This is a genomic window from Defluviitoga sp. (genome assembly GCF_035349255.1).
Classification (GTDB): domain Bacteria; phylum Thermotogota; class Thermotogae; order Petrotogales; family Petrotogaceae; genus Defluviitoga.
In genome coordinates this window covers 1-24,613 of sequence record NZ_DAOPSE010000005.1, presented here as the reverse complement: position 1 = coordinate 24,613, position 24,613 = coordinate 1, and the positions used below count along the sequence as shown (strand labels likewise).

The 24,613-nt window shown below is 31.1% G+C and carries 19 protein-coding genes and 1 tRNA gene; 14 read left to right on the top strand and 6 right to left on the bottom strand.

Translation table 11 applies throughout. The features are described from left to right. Positions 1 to 19: 19 nt before the first annotated feature. From polX to PKN74_RS02430, 4 genes are all read right to left on the bottom strand, one after another. Positions 20 to 1,741, bottom strand: a complete 1,722-nt coding sequence (gene polX / locus PKN74_RS02445; protein WP_472308254.1) for a DNA polymerase/3'-5' exonuclease PolX — start codon at positions 1,739 to 1,741, stop codon at positions 20 to 22. An 18-nt stretch (positions 1,742 to 1,759) separates the two neighbouring features. Continuing rightward, the gene (locus tag PKN74_RS02440; RefSeq protein WP_472308252.1) at positions 1,760 to 2,029 is read right to left on the bottom strand and encodes an acylphosphatase; all 270 of its coding nucleotides are present in this window, start codon (positions 2,027 to 2,029) and stop codon (positions 1,760 to 1,762) included. Positions 2,030 to 2,055: 26 nt separating this feature from the next. Further along, positions 2,056 to 3,504 carry an IMP dehydrogenase gene (guaB, locus tag PKN74_RS02435; protein ID WP_472308250.1) on the bottom strand — a complete coding sequence of 483 codons (1,449 nt, stop codon included), beginning with the start codon at positions 3,502 to 3,504 and terminating at the stop codon, positions 2,056 to 2,058. Between the two features lie 76 nt (positions 3,505 to 3,580). After that, a tRNA-Ala gene (locus tag PKN74_RS02430) sits at positions 3,581 to 3,656 on the bottom strand. Between the two features lie 203 nt (positions 3,657 to 3,859). Between PKN74_RS02430 and asnS the strand changes: the two genes are divergently transcribed. The 13 genes from asnS to PKN74_RS02365 all read left to right on the top strand — a co-directional run bounded on the left by asnS (position 3,860) and on the right by PKN74_RS02365 (position 20,221). Then, entirely contained in the window at positions 3,860 to 5,164 is a 1,305-nt protein-coding gene (gene asnS / locus PKN74_RS02425) for an asparagine--tRNA ligase (protein WP_472308248.1), read from the top strand. Positions 5,165 to 5,185: 21 nt separating this feature from the next. Beyond that, positions 5,186 to 6,241, top strand: a complete 1,056-nt coding sequence (gene ruvB, locus PKN74_RS02420; RefSeq protein ID WP_472308246.1) for a Holliday junction branch migration DNA helicase RuvB — start codon at positions 5,186 to 5,188, stop codon at positions 6,239 to 6,241. Then, positions 6,234 to 6,935 carry a YggS family pyridoxal phosphate-dependent enzyme gene (locus PKN74_RS02415; RefSeq protein ID WP_472308244.1) on the top strand — a complete coding sequence of 234 codons (702 nt, stop codon included), beginning with the start codon at positions 6,234 to 6,236 and terminating at the stop codon, positions 6,933 to 6,935. The genes ruvB and PKN74_RS02415 overlap by 8 nt, the downstream gene beginning before the upstream one ends. A gap of 95 nt (positions 6,936 to 7,030) precedes the next feature. Then, positions 7,031 to 7,330, top strand: a complete 300-nt coding sequence (locus PKN74_RS02410) for a YggT family protein (protein WP_472308242.1) — start codon at positions 7,031 to 7,033, stop codon at positions 7,328 to 7,330. Between the two features lie 3 nt (positions 7,331 to 7,333). Further along, a complete protein-coding gene (locus PKN74_RS02405) occupies positions 7,334 to 8,155 on the top strand; it encodes an NAD(+)/NADH kinase (RefSeq protein WP_472308240.1) in 822 nt (273 codons plus the stop codon). A 45-nt stretch (positions 8,156 to 8,200) separates the two neighbouring features. Beyond that, positions 8,201 to 8,953: a phosphate signaling complex PhoU family protein gene (locus PKN74_RS02400; protein ID WP_472308238.1), complete on the top strand. Its 753-nt coding sequence runs from the start codon at positions 8,201 to 8,203 to the stop codon at positions 8,951 to 8,953. Beyond that, positions 8,954 to 12,400: an LptF/LptG family permease gene (locus PKN74_RS02395; protein WP_472308236.1), complete on the top strand. Its 3,447-nt coding sequence runs from the start codon at positions 8,954 to 8,956 to the stop codon at positions 12,398 to 12,400. Between the two features lie 80 nt (positions 12,401 to 12,480). Next, the gene (locus PKN74_RS02390) at positions 12,481 to 13,155 is read left to right on the top strand and encodes a uracil-DNA glycosylase (protein WP_472308234.1); all 675 of its coding nucleotides are present in this window, start codon (positions 12,481 to 12,483) and stop codon (positions 13,153 to 13,155) included. Beyond that, on the top strand, positions 13,156 to 16,680 hold the full coding sequence (gene smc / locus PKN74_RS02385; protein WP_472308232.1) for a chromosome segregation protein SMC: 3,525 nt from the start codon (positions 13,156 to 13,158) through the stop codon (positions 16,678 to 16,680). Next, entirely contained in the window at positions 16,677 to 17,141 is a 465-nt protein-coding gene (locus tag PKN74_RS02380; RefSeq protein WP_472308230.1) for a methylated-DNA--[protein]-cysteine S-methyltransferase, read from the top strand. The genes smc and PKN74_RS02380 overlap by 4 nt, the downstream gene beginning before the upstream one ends. A gap of 7 nt (positions 17,142 to 17,148) precedes the next feature. Further along, positions 17,149 to 18,456 (top strand): nicotinate phosphoribosyltransferase, encoded by a 1,308-nt coding sequence (locus PKN74_RS02375; RefSeq protein WP_472308228.1) that lies wholly within the window; start codon positions 17,149 to 17,151, stop codon positions 18,454 to 18,456. A 150-nt stretch (positions 18,457 to 18,606) separates the two neighbouring features. Further along, complete coding sequence (locus tag PKN74_RS02370; protein WP_472308226.1) at positions 18,607 to 19,230, top strand: hypothetical protein; 624 nt, start codon at positions 18,607 to 18,609, stop codon at positions 19,228 to 19,230. Between the two features lie 37 nt (positions 19,231 to 19,267). After that, complete coding sequence (locus PKN74_RS02365; RefSeq protein WP_472308224.1) at positions 19,268 to 20,221, top strand: enolase C-terminal domain-like protein; 954 nt, start codon at positions 19,268 to 19,270, stop codon at positions 20,219 to 20,221. A 76-nt stretch (positions 20,222 to 20,297) separates the two neighbouring features. Here PKN74_RS02365 and dnaK read toward each other — a convergent pair whose 3' ends face one another. After that, on the bottom strand, positions 20,298 to 22,097 hold the full coding sequence (gene dnaK / locus PKN74_RS02360) for a molecular chaperone DnaK (protein ID WP_472308222.1): 1,800 nt from the start codon (positions 22,095 to 22,097) through the stop codon (positions 20,298 to 20,300). 280 nt (positions 22,098 to 22,377) lie between these two features. Next, complete coding sequence (locus tag PKN74_RS02355; RefSeq protein ID WP_472308220.1) at positions 22,378 to 22,920, bottom strand: 5-formyltetrahydrofolate cyclo-ligase; 543 nt, start codon at positions 22,918 to 22,920, stop codon at positions 22,378 to 22,380. A 152-nt stretch (positions 22,921 to 23,072) separates the two neighbouring features. Between PKN74_RS02355 and lnt the strand changes: the two genes are divergently transcribed. Continuing rightward, positions 23,073 to 24,548 carry an apolipoprotein N-acyltransferase gene (gene lnt, locus PKN74_RS02350; protein ID WP_472308218.1) on the top strand — a complete coding sequence of 492 codons (1,476 nt, stop codon included), beginning with the start codon at positions 23,073 to 23,075 and terminating at the stop codon, positions 24,546 to 24,548. Positions 24,549 to 24,613: the final 65 nt, after the last annotated feature.

Genomic DNA, 24,613 nt, shown 5'->3' with positions numbered 1-24,613 from the left:
CTTCCTATGAAGTGACATTTTATTGATTTCTTAAATCTTTCAGAAATTCCGAGAAGTCTTCAATATTCAGAGTATTAACAATATTCTTAGGTTCAAGCCATCCTTTTCTTGCAATTCCTATTCCATATTTTACATGGTCTAATCCTTCAATATTGTGTGCATCTGGACAGATAGCAAACATTACCCCTTTTTCTTTTGCGGGTTTTATATACCTCCAATCCAAATCAAGCCTGTATGGGTTTGAATTGATTTCGATTATTTTCCCATATGCTGCTGCAATCTCGATTATTTTTCCAATATCGACATCATAACCTTCACGTGCAAGAAGCAGTCGGCCAGTAGGATGTCCTAGAATTGTGGTATATTTGTTTGTTAACGCTTTTATTATTCTATCTGTCATTTCTTGTTTGTTCATGTTAAAGCTTGAATGAACAGAAACAATTACAAAATCGAATTTTTGTAGTATATCTTCGTCATAGTCAAGTGATCCGTCTGGTAAAATATCAACTTCTATTCCTTTAAAAATTCTAAAATCAGTATAATTGTTGTTTAAATTATCAATTTCTTTCCATTGTTCGAACAATTGTTCTTCATTAAGACCATTTGCATAATAGGCAGACTTGCTATGATCAGATATGCCAATATATGAATAACCCAAGTTTCTGGTTGCCTTAACTAATTCTTCTAAAGAGTTAGAGCCGTCACTATAACGTGTATGTACATGCAAGATACCTTTAAGATCACTTTCGTCCACTAAATTAGGGATATTTCCTTTTTCTGCAGCTTCGATTTCACCCATGTTTTCTCTTAATTCAGGTGGAATAAACGAAAGGCCTAAATATGAAAATATTTCTTCTTCGTTATCACATCTTATGAGTTCTTCTCCCCTAAAAAGGCCGTATTCGTTCATTTTTATTCCCATGTTTTTTGCTCTATATCTCATGGCGGTATTATGCTCTTTGCTACCAGTAAAGTGATGGAAAGCATAGGGAAATTGATCTTCTTTTACTACTCTCAGATCAACACCTATACCATTTTCTAAAATAACACTGCTTTTAGTATCTCCTTTTTCTGTAATCTCCTTGATTTTTGGATAACTTAAAAAAGTTTGAATAATATTGTTAGGATTATTAGAAGCAGATAATATATCTATGTCTTTTACAATTTCTTTTTTCCTTCTTAAACTACCTGCTATTTCAGTCATTAGTGCAACATTTGTAGAATCTAAATATTCTTTAAAATTAACTGCTTCTAAGTATGCTTCTGAATATAAAAAATGACTACTGAATTGTTTTATAAACTGTATGCCTTTTAAAATTTTATTTTGCATCTTTTCTCCAAATCCAGGAAGATCTAAAAGTCGATTTTCTAAGCACGCATACTCTAATTCTCTAACTGAGGTGATATTTAGTTGTTCGTATATTGTTCTTACTCTTTTTGGTCCTAAGCCAGGTATTTTAAGCATATCCAGAAGGCCTTCAGGAACAGAAGCCTTTAAATCTTCGTAATACTTTAATCTTCCTGTTAAAACTAATTCAGTAATCTTCTTATTGAGAGCCTCGCCGATTCCTTTGACTTCCTTTAATTTGCCTTCTTTTACTAAAGTTTCTATGTCTTCATCTAAAAGTTCAATGGTTCTAGCTGCATTATAGTAAGCTCTAGATTTAAAAGGGTTTTCGCCTTTAAGTTCCAGTAATAAGCCGATTTCATTTAAAATTTCAACAATTTCTTTTTTCTCCATCTTAATTCCTTTCAGTTATTAATATTCTATATGAAATTCTCCATAATCTCCAAGTGGGAGATCTTCTTCTTCAATTTTACTTACTTTACTAAATCCATTTCCGCGTAGGATCATTTTTTTAAATTGTTCAATGTTTTCTTCTTCCCCTTGGACAACCACTTCAACTCTGCCATCGATAAGATTTTTTACATAACCTTCAAGTCTTAATCTCTGAGCATTACTTTTTATAAAATATCTTAAGCCAACACCTTGTACCTTTCCACTTAAGATCCATCTTTTGCAAATCATAACAAAATTCCTTTAATTGATAGCAGTTAAAAGAAAAAGTAGTTAGGTGCTTCTCGAGTTATTTGGACGTCATGTGGATGGTTTTCAATAACACTAGCATTAGTAATTTTTATAAATTCTGCTTTTCTTTTTAAAGCATCAACATTTTCGGCTCCAATATATCCCATACCAGCTTTTACGCCACCAATCAATTGGATAATTACGTCCTTAACGTTTCCCTTATATGGTACCATTGCTTCTACACCTTCAGGAACTAGTTTTTCATTTGGTATGTTTTCTTGGAAATACCTATCTTTGCTTCCTTTTTCCATTGCTGCAAGTGACCCCATTCCTCTATAAGATTTGAACTTTCTACCTTGATATATGATTGTTTCTCCAGGTGCTTCTTCGGTGCCTGCAAAAATATTGCCCATCATTACAGTAGAAGCACCTGCAGCAAGAGCCTTAACTATATCTCCTGAAAACCTTATACCTCCATCTGCTATCACAGGAATATCAAATTTGTTTGCGACTTGGGCAACTTTCATGATGGCAGATAATTGAGGAACGCCAACTCCAGAAATAACTCTTGTAGTACAAATAGATCCGGGTCCCACCCCAACTTTCAAAGCATCTGCGCCGCATTCTATCAAATCTTCAGCCGCTTCGGCTGTAGCAATATTTCCAGCTATGACAGGAAGATCAGGAAATTTTTCTTTTATTAATTTAAGTATTTGCATTATATTTTTGGAATGGCCATGAGCAGAATCCAAGACTATAAAATCAACACCTGCTTTGACTAACTCTTCTGTCCTAATTAAGCCATCAGAAACACCGACCGCTGCTCCTACTATTAATCTACCTTTATCGTCTCGAGTAGCATTAGGATTTTCAATTACTGAAATTATGTCTTTTATGGTTATTAACCCTATGATCTTACGGTTATTATCGATAATAGGGAGCTTTTCTATTTTGTTGTGGTGAAGAATTTCCCTTGCTTCTTCTAATGTTATATGTGGACCAGCAACTATTAAGTGCTCAAAAGGGGTCATAAGATCTTTGGCCTTATATTCGGAGTTTCTTTCAAATCGAATGTCTCTGTTTGTAAGAATTCCAAGAAGAGTTAAATCTTTATCTACGACAGGTAAACCTCCAATGCCATATTCTCTCATGATATTTTCTGCTTCTCTTACGGTGGTGTCTGGTCCAATTGTTATAGGATCATAAATAATGCCATTTTCTGTTCTTTTCACTTTTGATACCTCATAAGCTTGTTGTTCGATTGATAGATTTTTGTGTATAACCCCAACAGCTCCTTCTCTAGCCATAGCTTTTGCCATTTTGAATTCTGTCACTGTATCCATTGCCGCAGATAAAAAAGGAATTTTTAAATATATATTTTTAACTAATCTTGAAGTGGTATCAATTTGATAGGGCAAAACGGAACTTTCTTTTGGCAACAGTAAAACATCATCAAAGGTAAGGTATTCTTCCATTGCTTTACCTCCTAATGAAAAATTAAAATTTTTAGCTTTTTAATTATATAAAAAAAGAGGGAATAACTCCCTCATCTGGTGGAGTCGATGGGACTTGAACCCACGACCTCTACCGTGCCATGGTAGCGCGCTCCCAACTGCGCCACGACCCCATTTTTGCATTTTAACTAATTCTATTATACCATAAAAGCTAAAATTTTTTCAAGTGTTTGATTGGTATCAAGTTCTGTTTTGACATCATTATTAAATGTTCAGTGTGATATAATAAATATTGTATTAGATGGTTAATTGATAAACTGATTTATACCTATTAAAATTTAAAAACAAGCACATAAAATACATATGGAGGTGTTCCATGAAACCTAACTGGGTTTATATAAAAGATTTCAAAGACCATGTTGGAGAATTAATTGAATTTCGAGGATGGGTATGGAATAAAAGAAGTAGTGGTAAAATAGCTTTTTTACAATTAAGGGATGGTACCGGTTTTGTTCAAGGAGTTGCGGAGAAAAAGGATTTTGATGATGAAACATTTGAAAAAATTCGAAAGATAAAGATGGAAACTAGTGTCATATTAAGGGGAATAGTAAGAAAAGATGAAAGATCTCCTTTAAATGTGGAATTAAGCATCAATTATATTGAAATTGTTCATGAGCCCAAAGAGGATTATCCTATCTCCAAAAAAGAACACGGTATCGATTTTTTAATGGAAAATAGGCATATTTGGATTCGCTCGAGAAGACAATTTCATATCTTAAAGATAAGAAATGAGGTTATAAAAGCAATTCGAGATTTTTTTAATGAAAATGATTTTGTTTTAATTGATACACCTATTTTTACTGGCTCAATTGGGGAGTCTGCTGGTAATACATTTGAGCTAGATTATTTCGATTATGGAAAAGTCTATTTAGCTCAAACAGGGCAGCTTTATCTTGAAGCAGCATGTATGGCTTTTGGTAAGGTCTTCAATTTGGGACCTACATTTAGGGCAGAAAAATCAAAGACAAGAAGACATTTAATAGAATTTTGGATGAATGAAGCAGAAGTTGCATTTTATAGGCATGAAGAGAATATTAAACTTCAAGAAAGTTTAGTTTATTACATTGTAAATAGAGTTTTAGAAAATTGCGAAGAGGATCTAAGAGAAATCGGAAGAGATGTCGATAAACTACAGAAAGTATCTTTACCTTTTGAAAGAATAGCTTATACCGACGCTGTGAAATTTTTAAATAAAAAGGGTTTTGATATTGAATTTGGTGACGATTTTGGTGCAGATGAAGAAACAGCCATTGCTTCGCAATTTGAGAAACCAGTTTTCGTTGAAAAGTATCCTAGAAAGATAAAAGCCTTCTATATGCAACCCTGTGAAGAAAATCCTGAGGTTGTAATGTGTGATGATTTGTTAGCTCCCGAAGGTTATGGAGAAATTATCGGAGGTTCAGAAAGGATTTGGGATGAAGATTTACTAATTGAACGATTACTAGAGTGTAATTTACCCGTAGAAGAATATGAATGGTACCTAGATTTAAGAAAGTATGGAAGTGTTCCTCACAGTGGTTTTGGTTTGGGAGTAGAAAGAACCATAGCTTGGATATGTGGCTTAGAACATATTAGAGAAGCTATTCCATTTCCAAGAACACTCTACAGGGTGTATCCATAATGAAATAAAGGAGTTCTAAAAATGTTTGAAAGAAGTGACGATTTGGAAAAAAGATTTTTAGATCCTAACGCTAATATTGAAGACGTTGGATCACGAAATCTAAGGCCAAAATTTTTGGATGAATTTATTGGTCAAGATAATATAAAGAAAAAATTGTTGGTGACAATTGAAGCCGCAAAAATCAGAAATGAACAAGTTGACCATATTGTGCTAGCAGGACCACCTGGTTTAGGGAAAACTACGCTAGCACATGTTATCGCAAATGAAATCGGATCTCATTTACACGTCACCAGTGGACCTGTTATAGAAAGAGCAGGGGACCTCGCTGCCATGCTGACTAATTTGGAAAGAGGAGATATCTTATTCATAGATGAAATACATAGATTAAATAGGTCGATAGAAGAAATTTTATACACTGCTATGGAAGACTTTCAATTAGATATAGTAATTGGGAAAGGTCCTTCTGCAAGATCTATCAGAATAGATTTACAACCATTTACCTTAATAGGGGCTACTACAAGATTAGGCTTGATAGCTCCTCCCTTAAGAAGCAGATTTGGAATAGTTTTAGAAATGGATTTTTATCCGCCAAAAGATCTTCAGCTGATTATTCAAAGAAGTGCAACCATTTTAAATATTGAAATTAAAGAAGATGCAGCGTTGCTTTTAGCACAAAGAGCTAGAGGAACTCCTAGAATCGCAAATAGACTGTTAAGAAGGATCAGAGACTATGTCCAGGTTCACAATAAAGATGTCATAGAAGTAGAAGATGTTATAAATGCTATGAAATTATTTGAAATGGACGAAGATGGATTGGACAAGATGGATAGAAAAATTCTTAAAACCATTATAGAAAATTATGATGGTGGACCGGTAGGTATAAATGCCCTAGCTTCCTCTCTGGGGATAGAGCCAGATTCAATCAGTGAGGTTTATGAGCCCTATTTATTACAATCAGGGTTCATTATTAGAACCCCGAGGGGAAGAGTTGCAACAAAGAAATCCTACAAAAAGTTTAATTTAGATAAAAAGGTCTCAGATAAGGATCTCAGTTTGTGGAGTGGAATAAATGAATGACTTTTTAAGAAATAATTTTTATAGCTTTAAAGAAGAAATAGAGGATATAGCAATAAAGTGTGGTAGAGATTATAAGAGTATAAAAGTTGTAGCAGTTTCAAAAAACTTTCCTTCTAAGTATATACAGACTTTGTATGAATGTGGTCAGAGAGATTTTGGTGAAAACAGAGCTCAGGAAATGATAAATAAATATGAGGAATTAAATGGATACGATATAAATTGGCACTTTATAGGCACAATTCAAACAAATAAGATAAGACGCATTGTACAAATGGCAGATTACATCCATTCTGTGTGGAGATTAAAAGAGATTGAAGAAATTCAGAAAAGGGCTGAATCAATTAACAAGATTCAAAAGATTTTCTTAGAAGTAAATGTCTCAGGAGAAGAAACTAAAGCAGGTCTTAAACCTTCTGAAGTTGAAGATTTTGTAACCGAAGTTATGGAGCTAAACTCTTTTGGGAACATAGAAATAATAGGTTTAATGACGATGGCTCCTTACACAAACGATGAAAATATCTTGAGAAAAACATTTTCTGATCTTAGGCAAATAAAAGATAAGCTGCAGTCAAGGTATGACACCATTAGAGAGCTCTCAATGGGTATGTCTAATGATTACAAGATAGCAATAGAAGAAGGTGCTACATATCTAAGAATTGGCACACGTTTATTTGGTGAAAGAAAATATAATTAAATTTATCGTGAAGGTAAATGTTTGCCAATATAACTTCTTTAGTTTTAATAATATTATGCTAAGGCCATAAATATTTTAAAATAAGGAGAGAAAAAATGTTCATATTAGGAAATCTTTTTGTTGCAATAGGTTATGTACTAAGGATAGTTGTGATCTTCTTTGAATTTTGCATTATTATGTCAGCTTTATTGAGTTTTTTTATGCCTTATTATAATAAATTTCGAGGTTTTGTAGATTCTGTCGCGAATGTTATTTTAAATCCCATAAGAAGGTTTATTCCTATAGTAATTGGTCCACTTGATTTTTCTCCTATGATAGGTTTTTTGATACTAATCTTTTTAGATAGATTTTTGATTCAAAGTTTATTAGATTTAGGTTTAAGGCTTGGTGGATAGGATATGAACGTTATTATTTTTTACAACCCTTTAAAATTATTTAAAAAGCAATTAGAAGAGATTGTAGCCTTATTTGAAAAGGAAGATATTCAAGTAACCGCCCTCTTGCCAGCTCAATCTCAAATAAACGAAGAGATGGGAGAGAAAAGCGATTATTTTATTGTTTTTGGCGGAGACGGAACAGTTTTGAAGGTTGCGGAAAAAGCAGCTAATTTTTCTAAACCTATTATTTGTATAAATACAGGTAATTTAGGTTTTTTAAGTGCTTATTCTAGTAACGAAATTGATGAATTAATAAACGATATAAAAAGAGATAATTTAAATTTTTCAAGAAGACACCTTTTAGAATGTTTGATCGAAGAAAAAAAGTTTTTAGTTTTAAACGATGTAGTTCTTATTAAAAGTCAACCATTGGGTACTATAGATATAAAAATTAAAATAGGTAAACATTTGTTGTATTCTTTTTTAGGAGACGGAGTAATAATTTCTACTTCAACGGGTTCAACAGCATATGCCTTATCAGCGGGAGGTCCTATCATTAATCCGAATTTAAATGTGATAGAAATAGTTCCTTTGGCTGCTCATGCTTTGAATATTAGACCTTTAATAATTGAACCTATTCACAAAGTTGAAGTGTTTTTGAAAAATAGTTCGCATGATTTTGATTATGTTACTGGTGATGGTGACGTAATTCATCAAATAAAAACAAATGAATCATTTATTGTATCGGGTAGTGAAAAGTTTGTTAGATTGGCTCAAAGGAATAAAGGGTATTATTTTGATGCATTAAAACAAAAATTAGGATTTGGTAGAAGATTTGAATAGTTTCCTGCGACTAATTTTTTCATAAATAAAAGCAGGAGGTATCAGATGGCTAAAGAAGAAACCTTTACACAAGTTAATAAAATAGGTTTAAATGAATTGATAAGATATCTTAACAATGTTTTACGCATGGGAAGAATATTACAGGGTATGTTGTATAAATTTAGAGATGCTTATTTGGAGCGAATGATAGATCTATCAAAAGAGATTATAGAACAAGATGATAGGCTTGATTTAATGGAAGTGGAACTTAGCTATGAAGGCATGCGTTTGTTAACCTCATTTAGTTTTACAGGGATCTATTTGAAAGCTTGTTTTATGAGTTTAAATTTAGTTCATATCTTTGAAAACATGGGAGATTTATTTGAGAAAAACGCAAAGTTGAATATAGAAATTATGAATAATCCTCATCTTATTAATTCAGCTAATTTTGAGGACGCTATCAACGTTACAATAGATAATTTTTCTAATGCACTTTTGATGCTATCGGATTTTATCAACATTGAAGAAAAAAAGTTAAGAACAAAAGAAGTTTTGGACACCTTTTTTAAGAAATCCAGAGAAGTTTGTGTTTTTGATGGGGAAGTTGATTCGTTAATTAAAGCGTATAAATCTTACCTATACAAATCAAAGGACTCAGTGAAAGTAATATCTCTACATATAGAAATATTAAACAACATTCTAACTTTTTCAGATTTAACAACAAATATTTCCGAAAATATTATTTGGGCATTAACTGGAGATTTTTATAAATGTAGAAACAATGAGTTAGAACTTTTTTATTGTTTAGGAGAAGAATAAATGAAAAAACTCTTTAAATACATTACTAAAGAGTTTATACCACCTTTCTTTATGGGTGTAATAGCCTTCATAGTTTTCGTAAGTGTTGAATTATTATATCAACTTTCTGAAATAATTGTCAGGAATCATGTTGGATTTTCAAAGCTCTTGATATTGATATGGTACCATTTACCATATTTTATTTCTATGGGAATTCCTGTAGGTGTATTATTTGGTGTCTTTTGGGTAGTTTCAAAACTTTCTGCCGCTAATGAAATTATTGCTCTTCAAACTTTAGGTATTCCAACAAAGAAATTTGCTATTCCTTTTTTAGTTTGGGCTGTAATTTTTTGTTTTTTTACTTTTGCTTTGTTTGATACTATCGTTCCAAAAGCCAATTTTAAAGCCAAGGAAGCTTTGGCATTGTATGTTTATCAAAAGCCTGAAGCTCAGATCGAAGAAAACCAATTTGTTGACGTTGGAGATGGAAGATATCTTTTTGTAAGGCAAATAGACAGAAACACAGGGATTTTATATGATGTTCTTTTATATGAAGTTAAGAGAAATTCCACCGTTGTTTTCCATGCTCAGAAAGCTCAAAAAGGGTTAAATGGTTGGTATATGGAAGAAGGTAGAATGTTCAAAATGAACAAAGATGGATTTCTAGATTTAGATATGGTATTTCAACAAATTGAGTTAGATATACAAGAAGATGTCGAGGAATTTTTAAAACTCTCAAAGGGTGCAAACGAAATGACCTCAAAAGAATTGCGGGAAAAAATCAATACCTTTTCTAAGTTAGGTTTAGATGTTTCAGGGCTTATTGTTTCTTACCAATCGAAGTTTGCTAACTCTTTGGCTCCATTTGTAATATGTATCCTCGGTATTGCATTGTCTTTATTTTTAAATTTAACCAGTAAGTCATGGAGTGTTATCACTACCTTTATTTTGGTAGTTATTTATCAAGGTTCGGGGGCATGGTTAACTGCTTTAGGTAAAGAAAAATTGATAGATCCTACAATCAGCGCTTGGATACCAAATATTATTTTTGGAGCAATTGGAATATTTTTATTTCTAATATTAGATACCAGATTTTCTTATAAGCTTTTAGAACCAGTGAAAAGAATTATACCTTTATTTATTATTTTATTTTTTAGTGGCATGCTTTTTTCCTCCCCTGTAAATATCACCTGTGATTCTTTCTATTTAAAAGATAATTTTTTAATTTTAGAAAATGGTGTATTGGTAGAATACGAAGGATCTACTATTGTTTCAGATAAAGCCGAAGGAGAGTTAAATGAAGATGGAACAATTAAATCAGCAACCTTCTTTGGTAATGTTAAATATAACTATAATAATGAAATGTTAATAGAAGCCTCTGAAATTGCCGTTAATTTTGAAAAAAACTCAGTGCTTTTTTTAAACTCTTATACCATTCAAAAGTATAAAGGAGAAAAAGAAATTAACGTAAGAATCTGGTCTGAAACTTTGGAAAAACCTGTCGATGAAAATGTAATTCATTCAAGAGAAGCAAAATTGACAACGTGTGAGGATTGTATAACTTATTATTTGTCTGCTAAAAAAGTTGATGTATATCCAGGCTATTTTTTAATTGCTAGAGATGTTGTTCTGAGTTTTTTTGGTATTCCTGCATTTTATTTACCTATCTATTTTCAAAGTTTATCTGAAGAAGAGGAAGAACCTTTTTCCTTAACTTTTGGTTATGGTGAAGGAGAAATTTCCATTAAAACAAAGATTAATTATAAGTTTAAGAATTCTTCCTCTATTCATTTATCTAACACTGTAATTAATGAATTAGATACAGGGAATGTTTATCTGGATTCTTTTTTTAGGTATGGAATTCCGTTGTTTGAAGGTAAATTGTTTATTTTTTCCGAGATATCTCATTCTCCTAGTAAGGCTGATAATTTGGGAGTTTATTATGAGTTTTTTGAAAAATCAAAATTGGAGATAAAAATAGAGCCTACGACTGATAATAAGTACCTTTCTTTAAATATTCCTAAACTAAAAACTAATTTAGGAGATTTAAAAAATATCCAGTCTCATTTCTTTTGGGATTCTGAAGGGTTCGAAGATGTTCTATTTTTAAATTTAGAGACACAAGCTTTTCAGAAAAGATTTGGTAGATCTTTAGTTTCATTATCAAAGGTAAAACTAAATTCAAAATCTTATGGTGATTTGACAGATCTAACGTTAGATGAAATATGGAATACTCGAAAAGATACTATTGAATTAGCTGGAAAATATAATTTCTATACGGGGATAACTAGTATGTACGGAAATTTTGATTACGCTTTTTCCAGTTTGAGTTCTGAAGTGGTACAAAATAGGTTGATTTCAAATAATACTTTTTCATACAGAGATACTATATATGAATATAAAAAAGATGATTTTAAATTAAAGTTCAACATAGATAGCAAAATTCATTTCAATCACGGAAAAGACTTTGTACCTGATCAGACATATTCTAACGGGAAAACTCTTTTTGATTATTCCTTAAAGCCAGGGATAGATATAAATTTGGGTATGTTTGACATTGGAAATTCTCTTGAATACGTCAAAGTTTTAGAAAACTCCTATTCTCCAAGTACCACCGACGAGATTAATTATATAGATTACCTTGGGTACAATTTATCTCTTTTTGAAAATCATTTTTTTAATTCTGCCATATTAACTCGTACTTATGACTTAATAGACCTCGAAAATCCTTTTAATTTAAAAGCGTTAAAATTAGAAACTAATAATAAATTAAAAATATTAAGTTCAGAAAATATTTTACAGACAAAAACAGATTTTAATGTCGTTAATCCTGACAATATTTTTCCTGAAGTTACAAATATAAAGATAACAAACAATTTACCAAATTACAGTCATAGAACAGAGTTTGATTTCAATCATAAAGAAGATCTGAAAATTGAATATTTAAAAAACAGAGAAATATTTAGATACAACCGGAATTTATTACAACTTGATTATAAGATTTATTTAGATGAAAAAGTTTTTTCTAAAATAATTCCTGAGATATACAGTTATTATGTTTTCTATAAGGAAGGTAACAAAATTTTTGGTAATTTTAACATAAAAAACGAGTATAATCTATATGATTTCAATCTAAATTTTCTTCAAAAGAACTCAGAATATTCATTTGGAATAGGTTCAACTTATTATGTATCAAATTATTTAAAGACAGGATTTCAAGTAATGAATTGGGACAAAAGTGAATTTGCGAATATTTCATTTAATTATGATATAAACAATAAATATTTAGACTTTACTGAATTTGAAATTCAAAAGAGAATAGTTTGTTGGACTTTCAACTTTAAGGCTAAATTTTCAGTTTTACCTCAACCTGAAATAAAATCTTTTGCTTTGACATTTTTCATCAATTATCTACCCAGCAAGAATGTTAGTTTTAGTAATACAGGAGTTAATGTAGGTTTAATGTAAATACCAATGTAAAATTAAAGTTTACATAAATTAAAGAAGTTACTTTTCCACAATCTTGATATTAAACGGGGGAGATTATAGTGGTTTTATACGGAAATATTGAAAAACAAGAAAAGATGAAGATGATTGCAAAAAACGTTGAATTGTGCGAGAAATGTCCTCTCCATCTTACAAAAAAGAACGCAGTCCCGGGTTCTGGTAATGTTGATTCACCTATAATATTTGTAGGCGAAGGTCCTGGGGCAGATGAAGATGCTTTAGGTGAACCTTTTGTAGGAAGGGCAGGGCAATTGCTTGAAAAGATGTTGAAAGATTTAGCAAAGCTAGAGAGGAAAGATGTTTTTATCACAAATATTGTAAAATGCCGACCACCACAAAATAGAGCACCAACTAAGGAAGAGATAAAAGAGTGTCAGTCATATTTGGACGCTCAAATACTTGTGATTAAACCTAAAATTATAGTAACTCTGGGAAGTACTCCTTTGAATTATTTTACGGGCTTAAATAAAATGACTGAATCACGAGGACATTTTTTCGATTGGCTTGGTAATGTTAAAGTTTTTGCAACATTTCATCCTAGCTATTTATTAAGAAATCAAAGTACGGCTAAGGCTTCTCCTAGATGGTTCGCGTCACTGGATATGACATTAATTGGTTTTATGTACAGGGCTTTTCAACAAGGGAAAAGCACCGAAGAAGTAGTTAAGTATATTGAAGAAAAAATAAAAAGTTTGGAGATCTCTGGGGGGATTTAGTTGAGACTTCTTTCTCTAGAGATAGAAGGATTCAAAAGTTTTGGAAAAAGAACGGTTTTTAATCTTGATAAAAATATCATTGCTATAATTGGTCCCAATGGATCTGGGAAATCAAATATAGTAGATGCTATTAGATGGTTGCTTGGGGAACAATCCCAAAAGCAGATGCGTATATCTGAAAAAACTGATATACTTTTTTCTGGTAGTAATAACCTAAGTTCATCCAATGAAGCTAAAGTTTCATTGGTACTGAGAAATGACGTAGGAAAAACCGTAAAAATTTCAAAAATCTTAGAGAGGGATTCACACAATAAATACTATGTAAATTCTAAACAGGTAACGTTAAAAGAATTACATAGTCTATTTGATACAGGGGTGGGAAGAAATTTTTATTCTATCATAGGGCAGGGACAAATCGGAGAAATAGTTAATGCTTCACCTGAAGATATCAGAAATATCGTACTAGACGCCTCAAACATCTCTAATTATCTTGAGAAAAAAGAAAATTCTCTTAAACTTCTAGAGAAGGCAGATGAGAATTTAGAAAGAATAAATGATGTACTTTTTATGGTAGATAAAAGATTAAAATCTTTATCTATAAGAGCAGGAAGGGCTAAAAAGTATCTTGAATATGTTAATGAAATAAAAAAAATAGGAAAGGTTTATTTTGGCGTTTCAAAGGTAAAATTTATGAATCAAATAAAAGATTATGAAAGTAAGTTGAATGAAAATTCCGAAAAAATAAAAGAGTTATTAGGTCAGTTGTTCGAGGTTGAAAGGATGTATCGAAGTCTTAAAGACGAAATAGAGAACGTTGACAAACAATTATCTACTCATGGTGATTTGGTAGAAAGTTATCGCCAAAGATTACAGCTGATTGATAAAGAAAAGGAAAATCTATCTGAAAAGTTAAATATTCTAAATTCTGAGTTATTGAATAAAAAGTGGGAAAGTAAATCATTAAAAGAAAAAATAGAAGATCTTAAGGAGAAACTTTCTATAATTAATGAGCAGTTAGATAGATACAACGTTGAAAAAGAAGAAAAAGAAAAATCTTATGTTCTAAAATTAGAAGAAAAAGAAGAGTCTTTGAAAATTTTAAAACAGAATGAGAATAGATTAAATGAAATAGAAGAGAAACTTTTGAATCTTGATCCTGAAATCGGAAGTTTACTAGAAAGTCTTGATAAGAATAAGAGCCAGTTTTCAAATAACCAGAATAAAATTAACTTATTTAATGAGCAGAAAAGATCTTTAGAAACATTATATAATGAAATACAACAAAAGCTACAGGAATTAGAAAGTGAATTAAGTATGACAAAGGATTTTGAGTCAAAACTTGAGGAATTAACAAAGAAAGAAACATTAGATTTAAAAAGAACTGAAGAAATGTATAATTCACTCCGGGTTGAACTTTTAAAGATGCAAGAAAAAGAACGAGAAATGGATTTTAATTACACAAATTTAAAAAGGCAAATTAATGAGTATGAAGGTTATTCTGAGGTTACAAGGGAGTTTTTCAAGAAGTTTGGATCAGACCTAAATGTTGTGGATGTTGTTGCAAACTTAATTAAAACAGACGAGAAATATGAAGAGGCAGTTTCCACAATTGCAGGAGCAAAATTACAAAACGTTGTGATAAAAGATTCTAACAGGGCAAAAGAATATTTAGATTATTTAAAGCAAAATACAAATGGGAAAATAACTTTTTTACCTCTTGATTTGTTGAGAACTAGAGTGTCTTTGAAAAAATCTTTTTTGAATGAACCAGGAGTTATTGATTTTGTGTTAAACATCATAACTTTTGATGAAAGTTATAGAAAAGTTATGGAATATGTGTTTTCTAACGCACTATTAGTAGATAATCTAGATACTGCAATAAAAATTTCAAAAATGAACTACAATGGAAATATTGTTACTTTAGGTGGAGAACTAGTTTCAGGATATGGTTCGATAACCGGTGGTAAGTCAAAATATGATTATTCTTCTTTCTTTCTAAAAAGAAAAAGAGAAACACATGAATTAGAACAAGAACTAGCAAAGATAAGAGAAGAACTAAATATAAGGACTAATACTTTGAAAAACCTTGAACAAGAACTTATAGAAAAGAAAAACAAATTAGAAAATTTGAGAGATGAATTAAGAAATCTTTATGCAACTAAAAATATTCATCTCAGTGAGTATAAAAGGATAAAAGAGGAAGAAAGAAAAGTCAAAACGCAAATTGAACAAATTCAAGATAAAATCATGCAATGTGAAGAAGAAAACAACAATTTTAATGAAAGGATGCAAGACTTAGAGACAAAATTGGAAGAATACCAACATCAGAAAGCTGTGTTGGAAAAAGAAAAAGACAATCTTTTGCAACAGATAAATGTTTTAAAAGATGAGCTTTCTGAAAAGGAAAGAAAGCTAGTTGAGTACAAAATAGAATTAGAAACAGCTACTGAGAAGTGCGAATATTTTAGAAATGAAAAATTAACTATTTCTGATGAATTAATTAAAACCAGAAAACGTATGGAAGAATTATCTCATGAGATGAATAAAATAAATGTTGAAATAGAGAAAATAAATCAGACTTTAAGCAGTTTAGAAAATGATGATAAATTTTTAAATGAAGAAATTTCGAGATTATTTGATATGATGAAAGCTAGTAGAACTGGAAAACATGATAAATCGCAATTGTTAGAAAAATATGAGAATCAAAGAAATGAGTTAAAGGAAGTCGTAAATAAAATTCGCGAAGAAAACCAAAAGTTAGAATATGAGATTAAAGATGTTAATAATAATATTAAGTTTTTAGTAGAGAAAGCTAAAAATTTTGGCATACAAGAAGAAGATTTTGAATTGAAAGATTTACCTGAAAATGATATAAAAGCCTTGGAAAATAGATTATATGATTTAGAAGACTCGCTAAAAAAGCTAGGGTCGGTGGATTTAACTGTATTAGATGAGTACGATGAAGTACAAAAAGAATACGAAGAGAGTAAGAGAAATAAAAAAGACATATTAAATTCAATAAATTCTTTAAAAAGTTCTATAAAAAAGTTAGACGAAGAAGCAGAAAACCAGTTTAGCAATTTTTTTGAAGAGTTAAACAAAGAATTTGGATATTTTATATCCAAGCTCTTTCCAAACGGCTATGGTGAGCTCAAACTTTTAGGAGAAGGAAAATCTTTTGAAAAAGGAATTCAGATATCTGTGAAAAAAGCTGGGAGAAATTTTCAAAAACTTTCTCTTTTTTCAGGAGGAGAAAAAGCTTTAATTGCAATAGCCTTTTTATTTGCTTTGATCAATTTAAATCCCAGTCCTTTCTATATTTTAGATGAAATTGATGCATCATTGGATGATATAAATACAGCCAAAGTTGCAGATTTAATTTTGGAAAACTCTCAAAAGTCTCAGTTTTTAATTATAACTCATAATAAACTTATGATGGAGATTGCAGAGATTTTTTATGGTATCACCATGAAAGATGGTGTAACTTATGTTGTACCAGTAGATTTCAAAGAGCTAGAAAGATGAAAGCCATTTTACCAACGGAGATTGGAAATATTGTTATTCACATTGAAGATAGAAAGATAATAAGAATCGAACTTACAAAGATTAAAAGTTCTAGTCAATACAGTTATCAAACCAAAAAATATTTTGATTTAATTTATGATTTTTTGTTTGGAGAATTAGAAAGAGTCCCTATCAAATACTTTGAAGTTCCAGGAAAAACCTCTTTCGCAAAAAAGGTGTATTGTTATTTGTATAAGACAGAAAAAAGTAGTATCATAACATATAAGGAATTGGCTCGACAAGCTGGAAATGAGAAAGCATATAGAGCAGTCGGTAGTTTAATGAAAAATAATCCCCTTCCTATAATAATTCCTTGTCATAGAGTGATAAAAAGTAATGGAGAATTGGGAGATTTTAATCCAGGATTAGAATGGAAAGAATATCTCTTAAACTTAGAGAAAAATTATTCTACTAGAAGGTGATTTTTGAATGAGTCAAGTGAATGAGAAGAGCAGGTTACATCCCAATGTTTTTAAAGTTCCGATTGATAAAGTAAGAATGGGATATTACAGTGATAAATATTTTACTAGATATGTGGAAGTTCTAAAGAAAGATAATAGAAATGTCTCGGTAACTTATCAGTTTTTTCCTAGAGGAGATTGTGTAGTAGTAGGAATAGACGAAGCTCTTGCTATTTTGAGGTTTGGGGCAGGATATTATAAAGATGAAGAAAGGGCTAAGGAGTTATTTGATGAAATTTTAAAATTAGAAAGGTCCATACAAGATGCTTCAACCAGGATGGACAAAGACGAATTATTAAAACTTACTTCGAAGAAATGGGATATAAGAATGATTTTGAACAATTTATGGGTAGACAAATGGGACGAAATCGAAGTAAAAGCGCTTTATGACGGTGACGAGGCTAAGGATATGGAACCTGTCTTTGTAATTGAGGGTAATCCAGCATATTTTGGATATTTGGAAACCATTTTGTTAGGCGTAATGGCTCGTGCTTCGAGCACTGCTACTTCGGTAAAAAAAGTTGTGAAAGCTGCAAGAGGTAAGCCTGTAATATTTTTTAGTGCAAGGTTTGACCATTTCTGGGTTCAAACAACCGATGGCTATGCGGCTTTAAAAGCAGGTGCATTTGGAGTTTCAACAGATGCTAATGCCGATTATTGGGGAGTAGAATCATTGGGAACAATACCGCATGCTTTAATAGCTGCTTATGAAGGAGACACAACTGCGGCAACAATTGCGTTTGACAAGCACATCGATGGACATGTTAATAGAATTGTTTTGGTGGATTGGAATAACGATGTAATCGGAACTTCAATAGAGGTTGCTAAAAATTTTTACAAATACTTTTATGGTCATGAACCAAATGTTGCAGCTGGGGATTTAGCCAAAGTGATTGGGGAAGGTAAGAATAAAATTTGGGGGGTTAGATTTGATACTTCAGGTAACCTTAGAGATAAATCAGTAATTCCAAAAGATAGGGCTTCATTAGGAGTAAACCCCGAGATGGTTTGGCGAGCAAGAAAAAAGTTTGATCAATTAGGTATGAATGATTTGAAAATTATGGTTTCTGGAGGTTTTGATGTGGAAAAGATAGATCTTTTTGAAACACTAGATGTTCCAGCCGATTTGTATGGGGTTGGATCTAAATTATTGAAAGAAAAATTAGATTTTACTGCCGATGTTGTGGAAGTGAATGGAAGAGAATGTGCGAAAGTTGGAAGAAAGAAAGGTGATTTTTCAAGGTTAACAAAAGTTGAGAAAAAGTATTGGGAATAATTAGTTTTTGAATTAGAATCGGTCTATGTTCTGTATCCTTGTTGATTTTATTATGATAGTTTATATAACACTTATGCAAAATAAAGGGCAATTTTAAGAAGTATATTGAAAGTTGCAAATTTGTAAAAAACATAAAATTGGAGGTAGTCTATGTTCCCATTAACTATTTTTATCAGTCATTTTGTATCTGACTTTGCATTCACAAATGTATATTCACCAAAATTTTTAGATAAAAAAAATTATTATAAACATTTAATTTGGGTTGTTTTGGTATTTCTTGCTTTCAATTTTGATATGCTGAAGGGATGGGGTATATTAATAGTTTTCTTTTCCTTATTTATTCATGTAATAATAGATTTGTTACGGATAAAGAGAAAAGGAACAAACTTGTTTTTTGAATTGGTTTGGATTGTTGTTTTTCTGTTTCTTTCCTATTTTTTCAGATCTTTTTTTCAAAACTCTTTTATTTCGGAAGTATTTCAATTTTACATTGTAGGAATGGTTGTAGCAACTAGTTTTGGCAGTTTTTTATTTCGAACTTTTGGTGTTTTGGAAAAACATCAAAGAGACACAATTGGTGCTTCTGAAAGATTAGCTATGTATATCTTTGCACTTGCCGATAACTATTTGTGGGTAATTATAGCTATTGCAGCTGGATTAGCTTATAAACTTATTTTTGTTAAGAAAAAGAATATTAAAGAGTTATTTTTGTCTCCAATATACGGGATATTATCTTCGATATTGTGGTATTATTTAATGTTGGTACTATTTTGAGGAAGAGTATTTTTAAAAAATTAGGAGTGATCTAATTGTGCATAGTAGAGAAAGAGATGTATATTACTGGCAAGAAAGAACTTTTTTAAAAAATGTAAATGAAGAATGGAAAGAACATGTCCTTTTTAAGATAATTGATAAAGACAGTGTAGAAGGTGTAGGGACTGCTACTCCTGATGTTTATTCTGGACACACGTTTAAATCTACAATGGCTATCCTTGAGGAGTTGAGAGATTTTATTGAAAATGTTCCAGAGATTGAAAACCTTCAAACGGTTGAAAATCTAATTGACAGGTTAGTTGGAAATGAAAATACTGCCAAAACTTCAATAATGTTGGCGATCTGTGATTATATCAGTAATAAGTATAACATTGATATATCTAAACTGCTTTTTTCTTTTGAAGAAGATAAATATCAAGAAAATCTTTTTCGAATTTTTTGGAACAAAGATGCAAATATTCTTGATGTGTACAACGAATATTTTACAAACGATAAGGTTGTAAAGATAGAATTTTTAGAAAAACCTTCGATGGGAGACTTAGAAAAAATTTCGTCAGCTTTTCAAGATAAACGCGTATGGTTGGATTTCAGAGGTTTGTTAGATTTTTATGAATTGACCAAGGCACTAGATCTCATGAGAAACGTAGAAATAGTTGCATTAGAGCAACCACTTGCAAAAGGTAGAGAAAAAAGAATAGAATTAATAAAATCGCAATATCCGGTATTTTGGGATGAATCGATTGTAACTGTAGAAGATTTATTAGGATTACAGAAAATTTCCGATGGAGTAGTACTGAATGTAACAAAAGTTGGTGGATTGTATAATGTGAAAAAGATACATGATTTAGCAGATGTTTTTAATTTAATAACGGTTATATCATCAGGAATAGAGCATCCTTTAAATATCGAGTGGTCAAATAAAATTAAAGCTCCCTTCGATATTGTAGATCTATATTTTGATCATTATATAGTAGAGGAACATGACGATTGAAATTATAAAAATAAAATAATAAGAGGCAGCCAAAGCTGCCTCTTACTATTTGTAAAAAACTATTAATTATCTTCGTCTAATCTTCGTCATACTCTGTGGAAGCAGTTCCGGTCGCCGCTCCAGGATCTTCATGAGGATACACATATTCGCCTATTTTGATGATTTCCTGTTGCAATTCATCCATTAATATCTTGATTTTTCCAAAGTTGTCTTCTTCGATAGCTTCCTTAAGATCGTTGGTTATATTTTCTAAAGAAATTTTGAGGTCATTGGGTAGTTTATCTCCATGTTCCTTCAAAGCTTTTTCAGTTTGATAAACTAGTTCATCAGCCTGATTTTTCATTTCGATTTGTTCCCTGATCTTCTTGTCTTGTTGTTCATATGCTTGAGCATCTCTAATCATCTTTTCAATTTGTTCCCTACTTAGTTTCTGTCTTCCAGTTACAACCATAGATTGTTGTTTTTGTGTTCCAAGGTCTTTGGCCGATACACTTACTATGCCATTGGTATCGATATCAAACGTAACTTCGATTTGTGGTACTCCTCTTGGTGCGGGTGGAATGCCAGTAAGCTTAAAGCTTCCTAGAAAGAAATTATCTCTTGCTAATGGCCTTTCTCCTTGATAGACTCTAATTTCGACTTCTGTTTGTCCATCAACTGCAGTCGTAAATATTTTTGATTTTTTTATGGGAATTTTGGTATTTCTAGAAATAATTACTTCCAGTAATCCACCTTTAACCTCAACTCCTAAAGACAAAGGCGTAACATCCACTAACACTAAGTCCCTGTCAGTCTCTCCGACCATAATGGAAGCTTGTACTGCAGCTCCAACGGCGACTGCTTCATCAGGGTTAACGTTTTTTGAAGGTTCTTTGCCAAAGTAAGTTGAAACAAGTCTTTGAACATAAGGTATTCTTGTAGAACCACCTACAAGCAAAACAGCGTCAATATCTTGAGGAGTCAGCTTTGCATCTCTCATGGCATTTTCTATAGGAATTCTTGTAGATTCTACTAAGTCTCTTATTAGTTCTTCAAACTTCGCTCTTGTTAGTTTTTTCTCTAAATGAACGGGTTGACCATCAACTACAGTTATGAAAGGCAAATTGATATCTGTTTCCAATTTTGTAGATAATTCAATCTTCGCATTTTCCGCAGCTTCTTTTAATCTTTGCATAGCCTGTTTATCATTTCTCAAGTCGACTTTATATTCTTTGTTAAATTCATCTACTAACCAATCGATGATTCTTTGATCAAAATCGTCTCCACCGAGTTTGTTATTACCAGAAGTTGCTATAACTTCTATAATTTCGTCCCCAATGTCCAAAATTGAAACGTCAAAAGTTCCTCCACCTAGATCGTATACTACTATCCTTTTTTCTTCCTCAGATCTGTCTAATCCAAAAGCTATGGCAGCGGCTGTAGGTTCATTTATTATTCTTAGAACTTCCAATCCGGCTATTTCCCCTGCTTCTTTAGTGGCCTGCCTTTGGGCGTCGTTAAAATATGCTGGCACGGTTATTACAGCCTTTTTAATCTTTCCACCGAGATACTCCTCAGCGTCTTTAACAAGTTTTTTTAGAATAAAAGCACTTATTTGTTGTGGAGTATAAACTTTATCGTCAATTTTAATGGTATAATCACTACCCATATATCTTTTAATTGACCTAACGGTCCTTTCAGCATTCAAAATTACTTGTCTTTTAGCCGGTTCACCTACTAAAATTTGACCATCTTTTGTAAAAGATACAATTGAAGGCGTAGTTCTTTTACCTTCTGCATTTGGAATCACTTCAGCATTTCCATCAGGTTTTACCCATGCGATTGCAGAATTAGTTGTTCCCAAATCTATCCCTACAACGAATTCTTTTTCACTCATTTTTATACCTCCTTTGAAATGACTTTTTCAACTTGTTTTATTTAATAAATGTAAGGAGTTATTTATTACCGATCCTTTACTTATATTATACTCGAAAAATTTTAATTTTTCAAGTTGAAAAATTAAAATGGTCATAAACTTATACAACAGTTCTAATAATATTTTTGAACTTAATAAATGTAAATAAAATAATATCGTATATCACTCTTAATATAAGAGTGAAAAAAATAAAGTGCCCTACTTTTTATTGTTCTATCATTTTTTAATCCAAATATTATTACTATTTAATTATCTTTTTTTCAGTAATTATCAAGTCAACTTTTATATCATGTTCGTTTTCTTTGAAATAATCAACCAGTTGAAAATCAAAAATCACACCTATCAGTAAAGTTCTTTTGTTTTCCTTAAAGTATCTGTCGTAGTACCCTCCTCCGTATCCTATCCTATATTTTCTTAAGTCAAAAGCAACAGCTGGAATTATGTAGACATCAATTAATGAGGCAAACTCGTTGTTTATAGGTTCTGGGATGTTGTATTTGTTGGGCTTTAAACAATCTAGGGAATTTAATCTTGCCATGTACATTTTCTTACCAACCAATTTAGGTAAATATATTTCTTTTGATTTTTTTAACAATACATCTATCAAAGGAATGATGTTGACTTCGTTTTTTATTGGATAATATAGAGCAATTGTTTGAAAATCATATTCCTCTAGTTTCGCTAATAACTTATTTACTATTTCATTAGATTTTTCTTCATAACTAATTGAATCTAATTCCAGTCTTTTTTTTAGCAACAATTTGCGTATCTCTTCTTTGGTCATTTTATTCTCCTCCGTTGTATAATAAACGAATAAGATAAATCATATTTAAATTATAATCTTTTACTTTTTAACTTGTAGATTTTATGATATGATAATATTGTTATATTAATGTTTATAAAAGAATCAAACTTTTAATTAGACGGAGGTTGTAAATGCAATATTTTCTTACTTTAATTTCTGGGATTCTAACTGGTTTATCTATGCCGGGGAATCTTTTTTCATTTATTATTTGGTTTTCTTTAGTATTTTTTCTTAGAAACATGGCTAATTCGAAGAACTATTATCAAAGATTTTTTCATATTTTAATCTTTTCGTCTTCAATGTTGGTTACAACACTTTGGTGGTTGTTTCCTACTTTAACAAAAAATATCCCACAGGTTTTACAAACTTATCCCTCATTTTTCGGATTTTTAGGATTTGTGGGTATGATCGTTTTGCTTATTCTGCCCTATTTAATAATATGGCTATTGGCAGAACTTTATCATAGAAAAAAAAGAACAGATAATTTTTTACATTTATCTTTATTTTATTCTCTAGCTTTTACAAGTGCTGAAATATTAAGAGAATTTGGAGATTTTGCTTTCACCGGAGGTAATCTAGCTTACGCTCTGTATGATCACACAGGGTTAATTCAATTAGTTTCGATAATAGGACCAATTGGCCTTACTTTTATAGTTGTTTTAGTAAATTCATTTATAGCTTTTGATAAATCTAGAAATCGAGTCTTTAAGATGATTCTTATTTTTTCTTTTATATATTTTCTCAATTTTAGCATAGCAAGGTTTTTACCTGATATGAATTATACAAATGATTCAATAAAAATAGGTGCTGTCCAAACTAATGTTCCCCAAGAAATGAAATACTCTTCCGATATTTATAAAAATTATTCGGTTTTTTCAAAAAATATTATCGATTTTCAGGGTAGAGATGTAGATTTAATTGTATTTCCAGAATCAATTTATCTAGAAGATATTTCTAACACTGATGTGCAAGATTATATGAGAAAGGATATACAAAATGTTTATAAACCCGTAATAATTGGGTATCTTCGTGACGATGGAAAAAATTTTTATAATTCTGCTTGGTTTTACAACCAATACGGGATGGTGATTGGTGTTCAAGATAAGATTAAATTAACTCCTTTTGTAGAATTTCTACCATACGAGTCCTTTTTTAAAAATTTTCAAGTGTTTAAGTTATTAAGATACTACACACCTGGAGATAAATTTAATATATTTGAGTTGAATAATTATGAGTTTGGAGTCCAAATTTGTTTTGAAACATATTTTTCTGAAGTATCAATTAATCAAGCAAAAAAAGGAGCGGGCTTTTTGATCGCTATAACTAATGATGGTTGGTTTAACTCAAAAACTGCTCGTTTACAACATTTTTCTCAAGGCGTTTTTAGAGCAGTAGAAACCAGAAGAGATTTTGTCCAAATATCAAATACAGGCTTAACTGGTTCAATAGATCGTTATGGTAGAATAACAAATGTTTTCAAAGATCGGCAAGAAAATAAAGGAATTCTTTATGTTAATTATAATGGATCAGAGTCTATATATTCAAAAATTTCTGATATTTTAAAAGTAATCATAATAATAGCTGCATTGTTATTTGCAATCTTTTAAAGAAAATAAGGTCAATTACCCACCGCCTATAGAGGCGGGGGCTTGTAGAAATGCAAGCTCGGTTG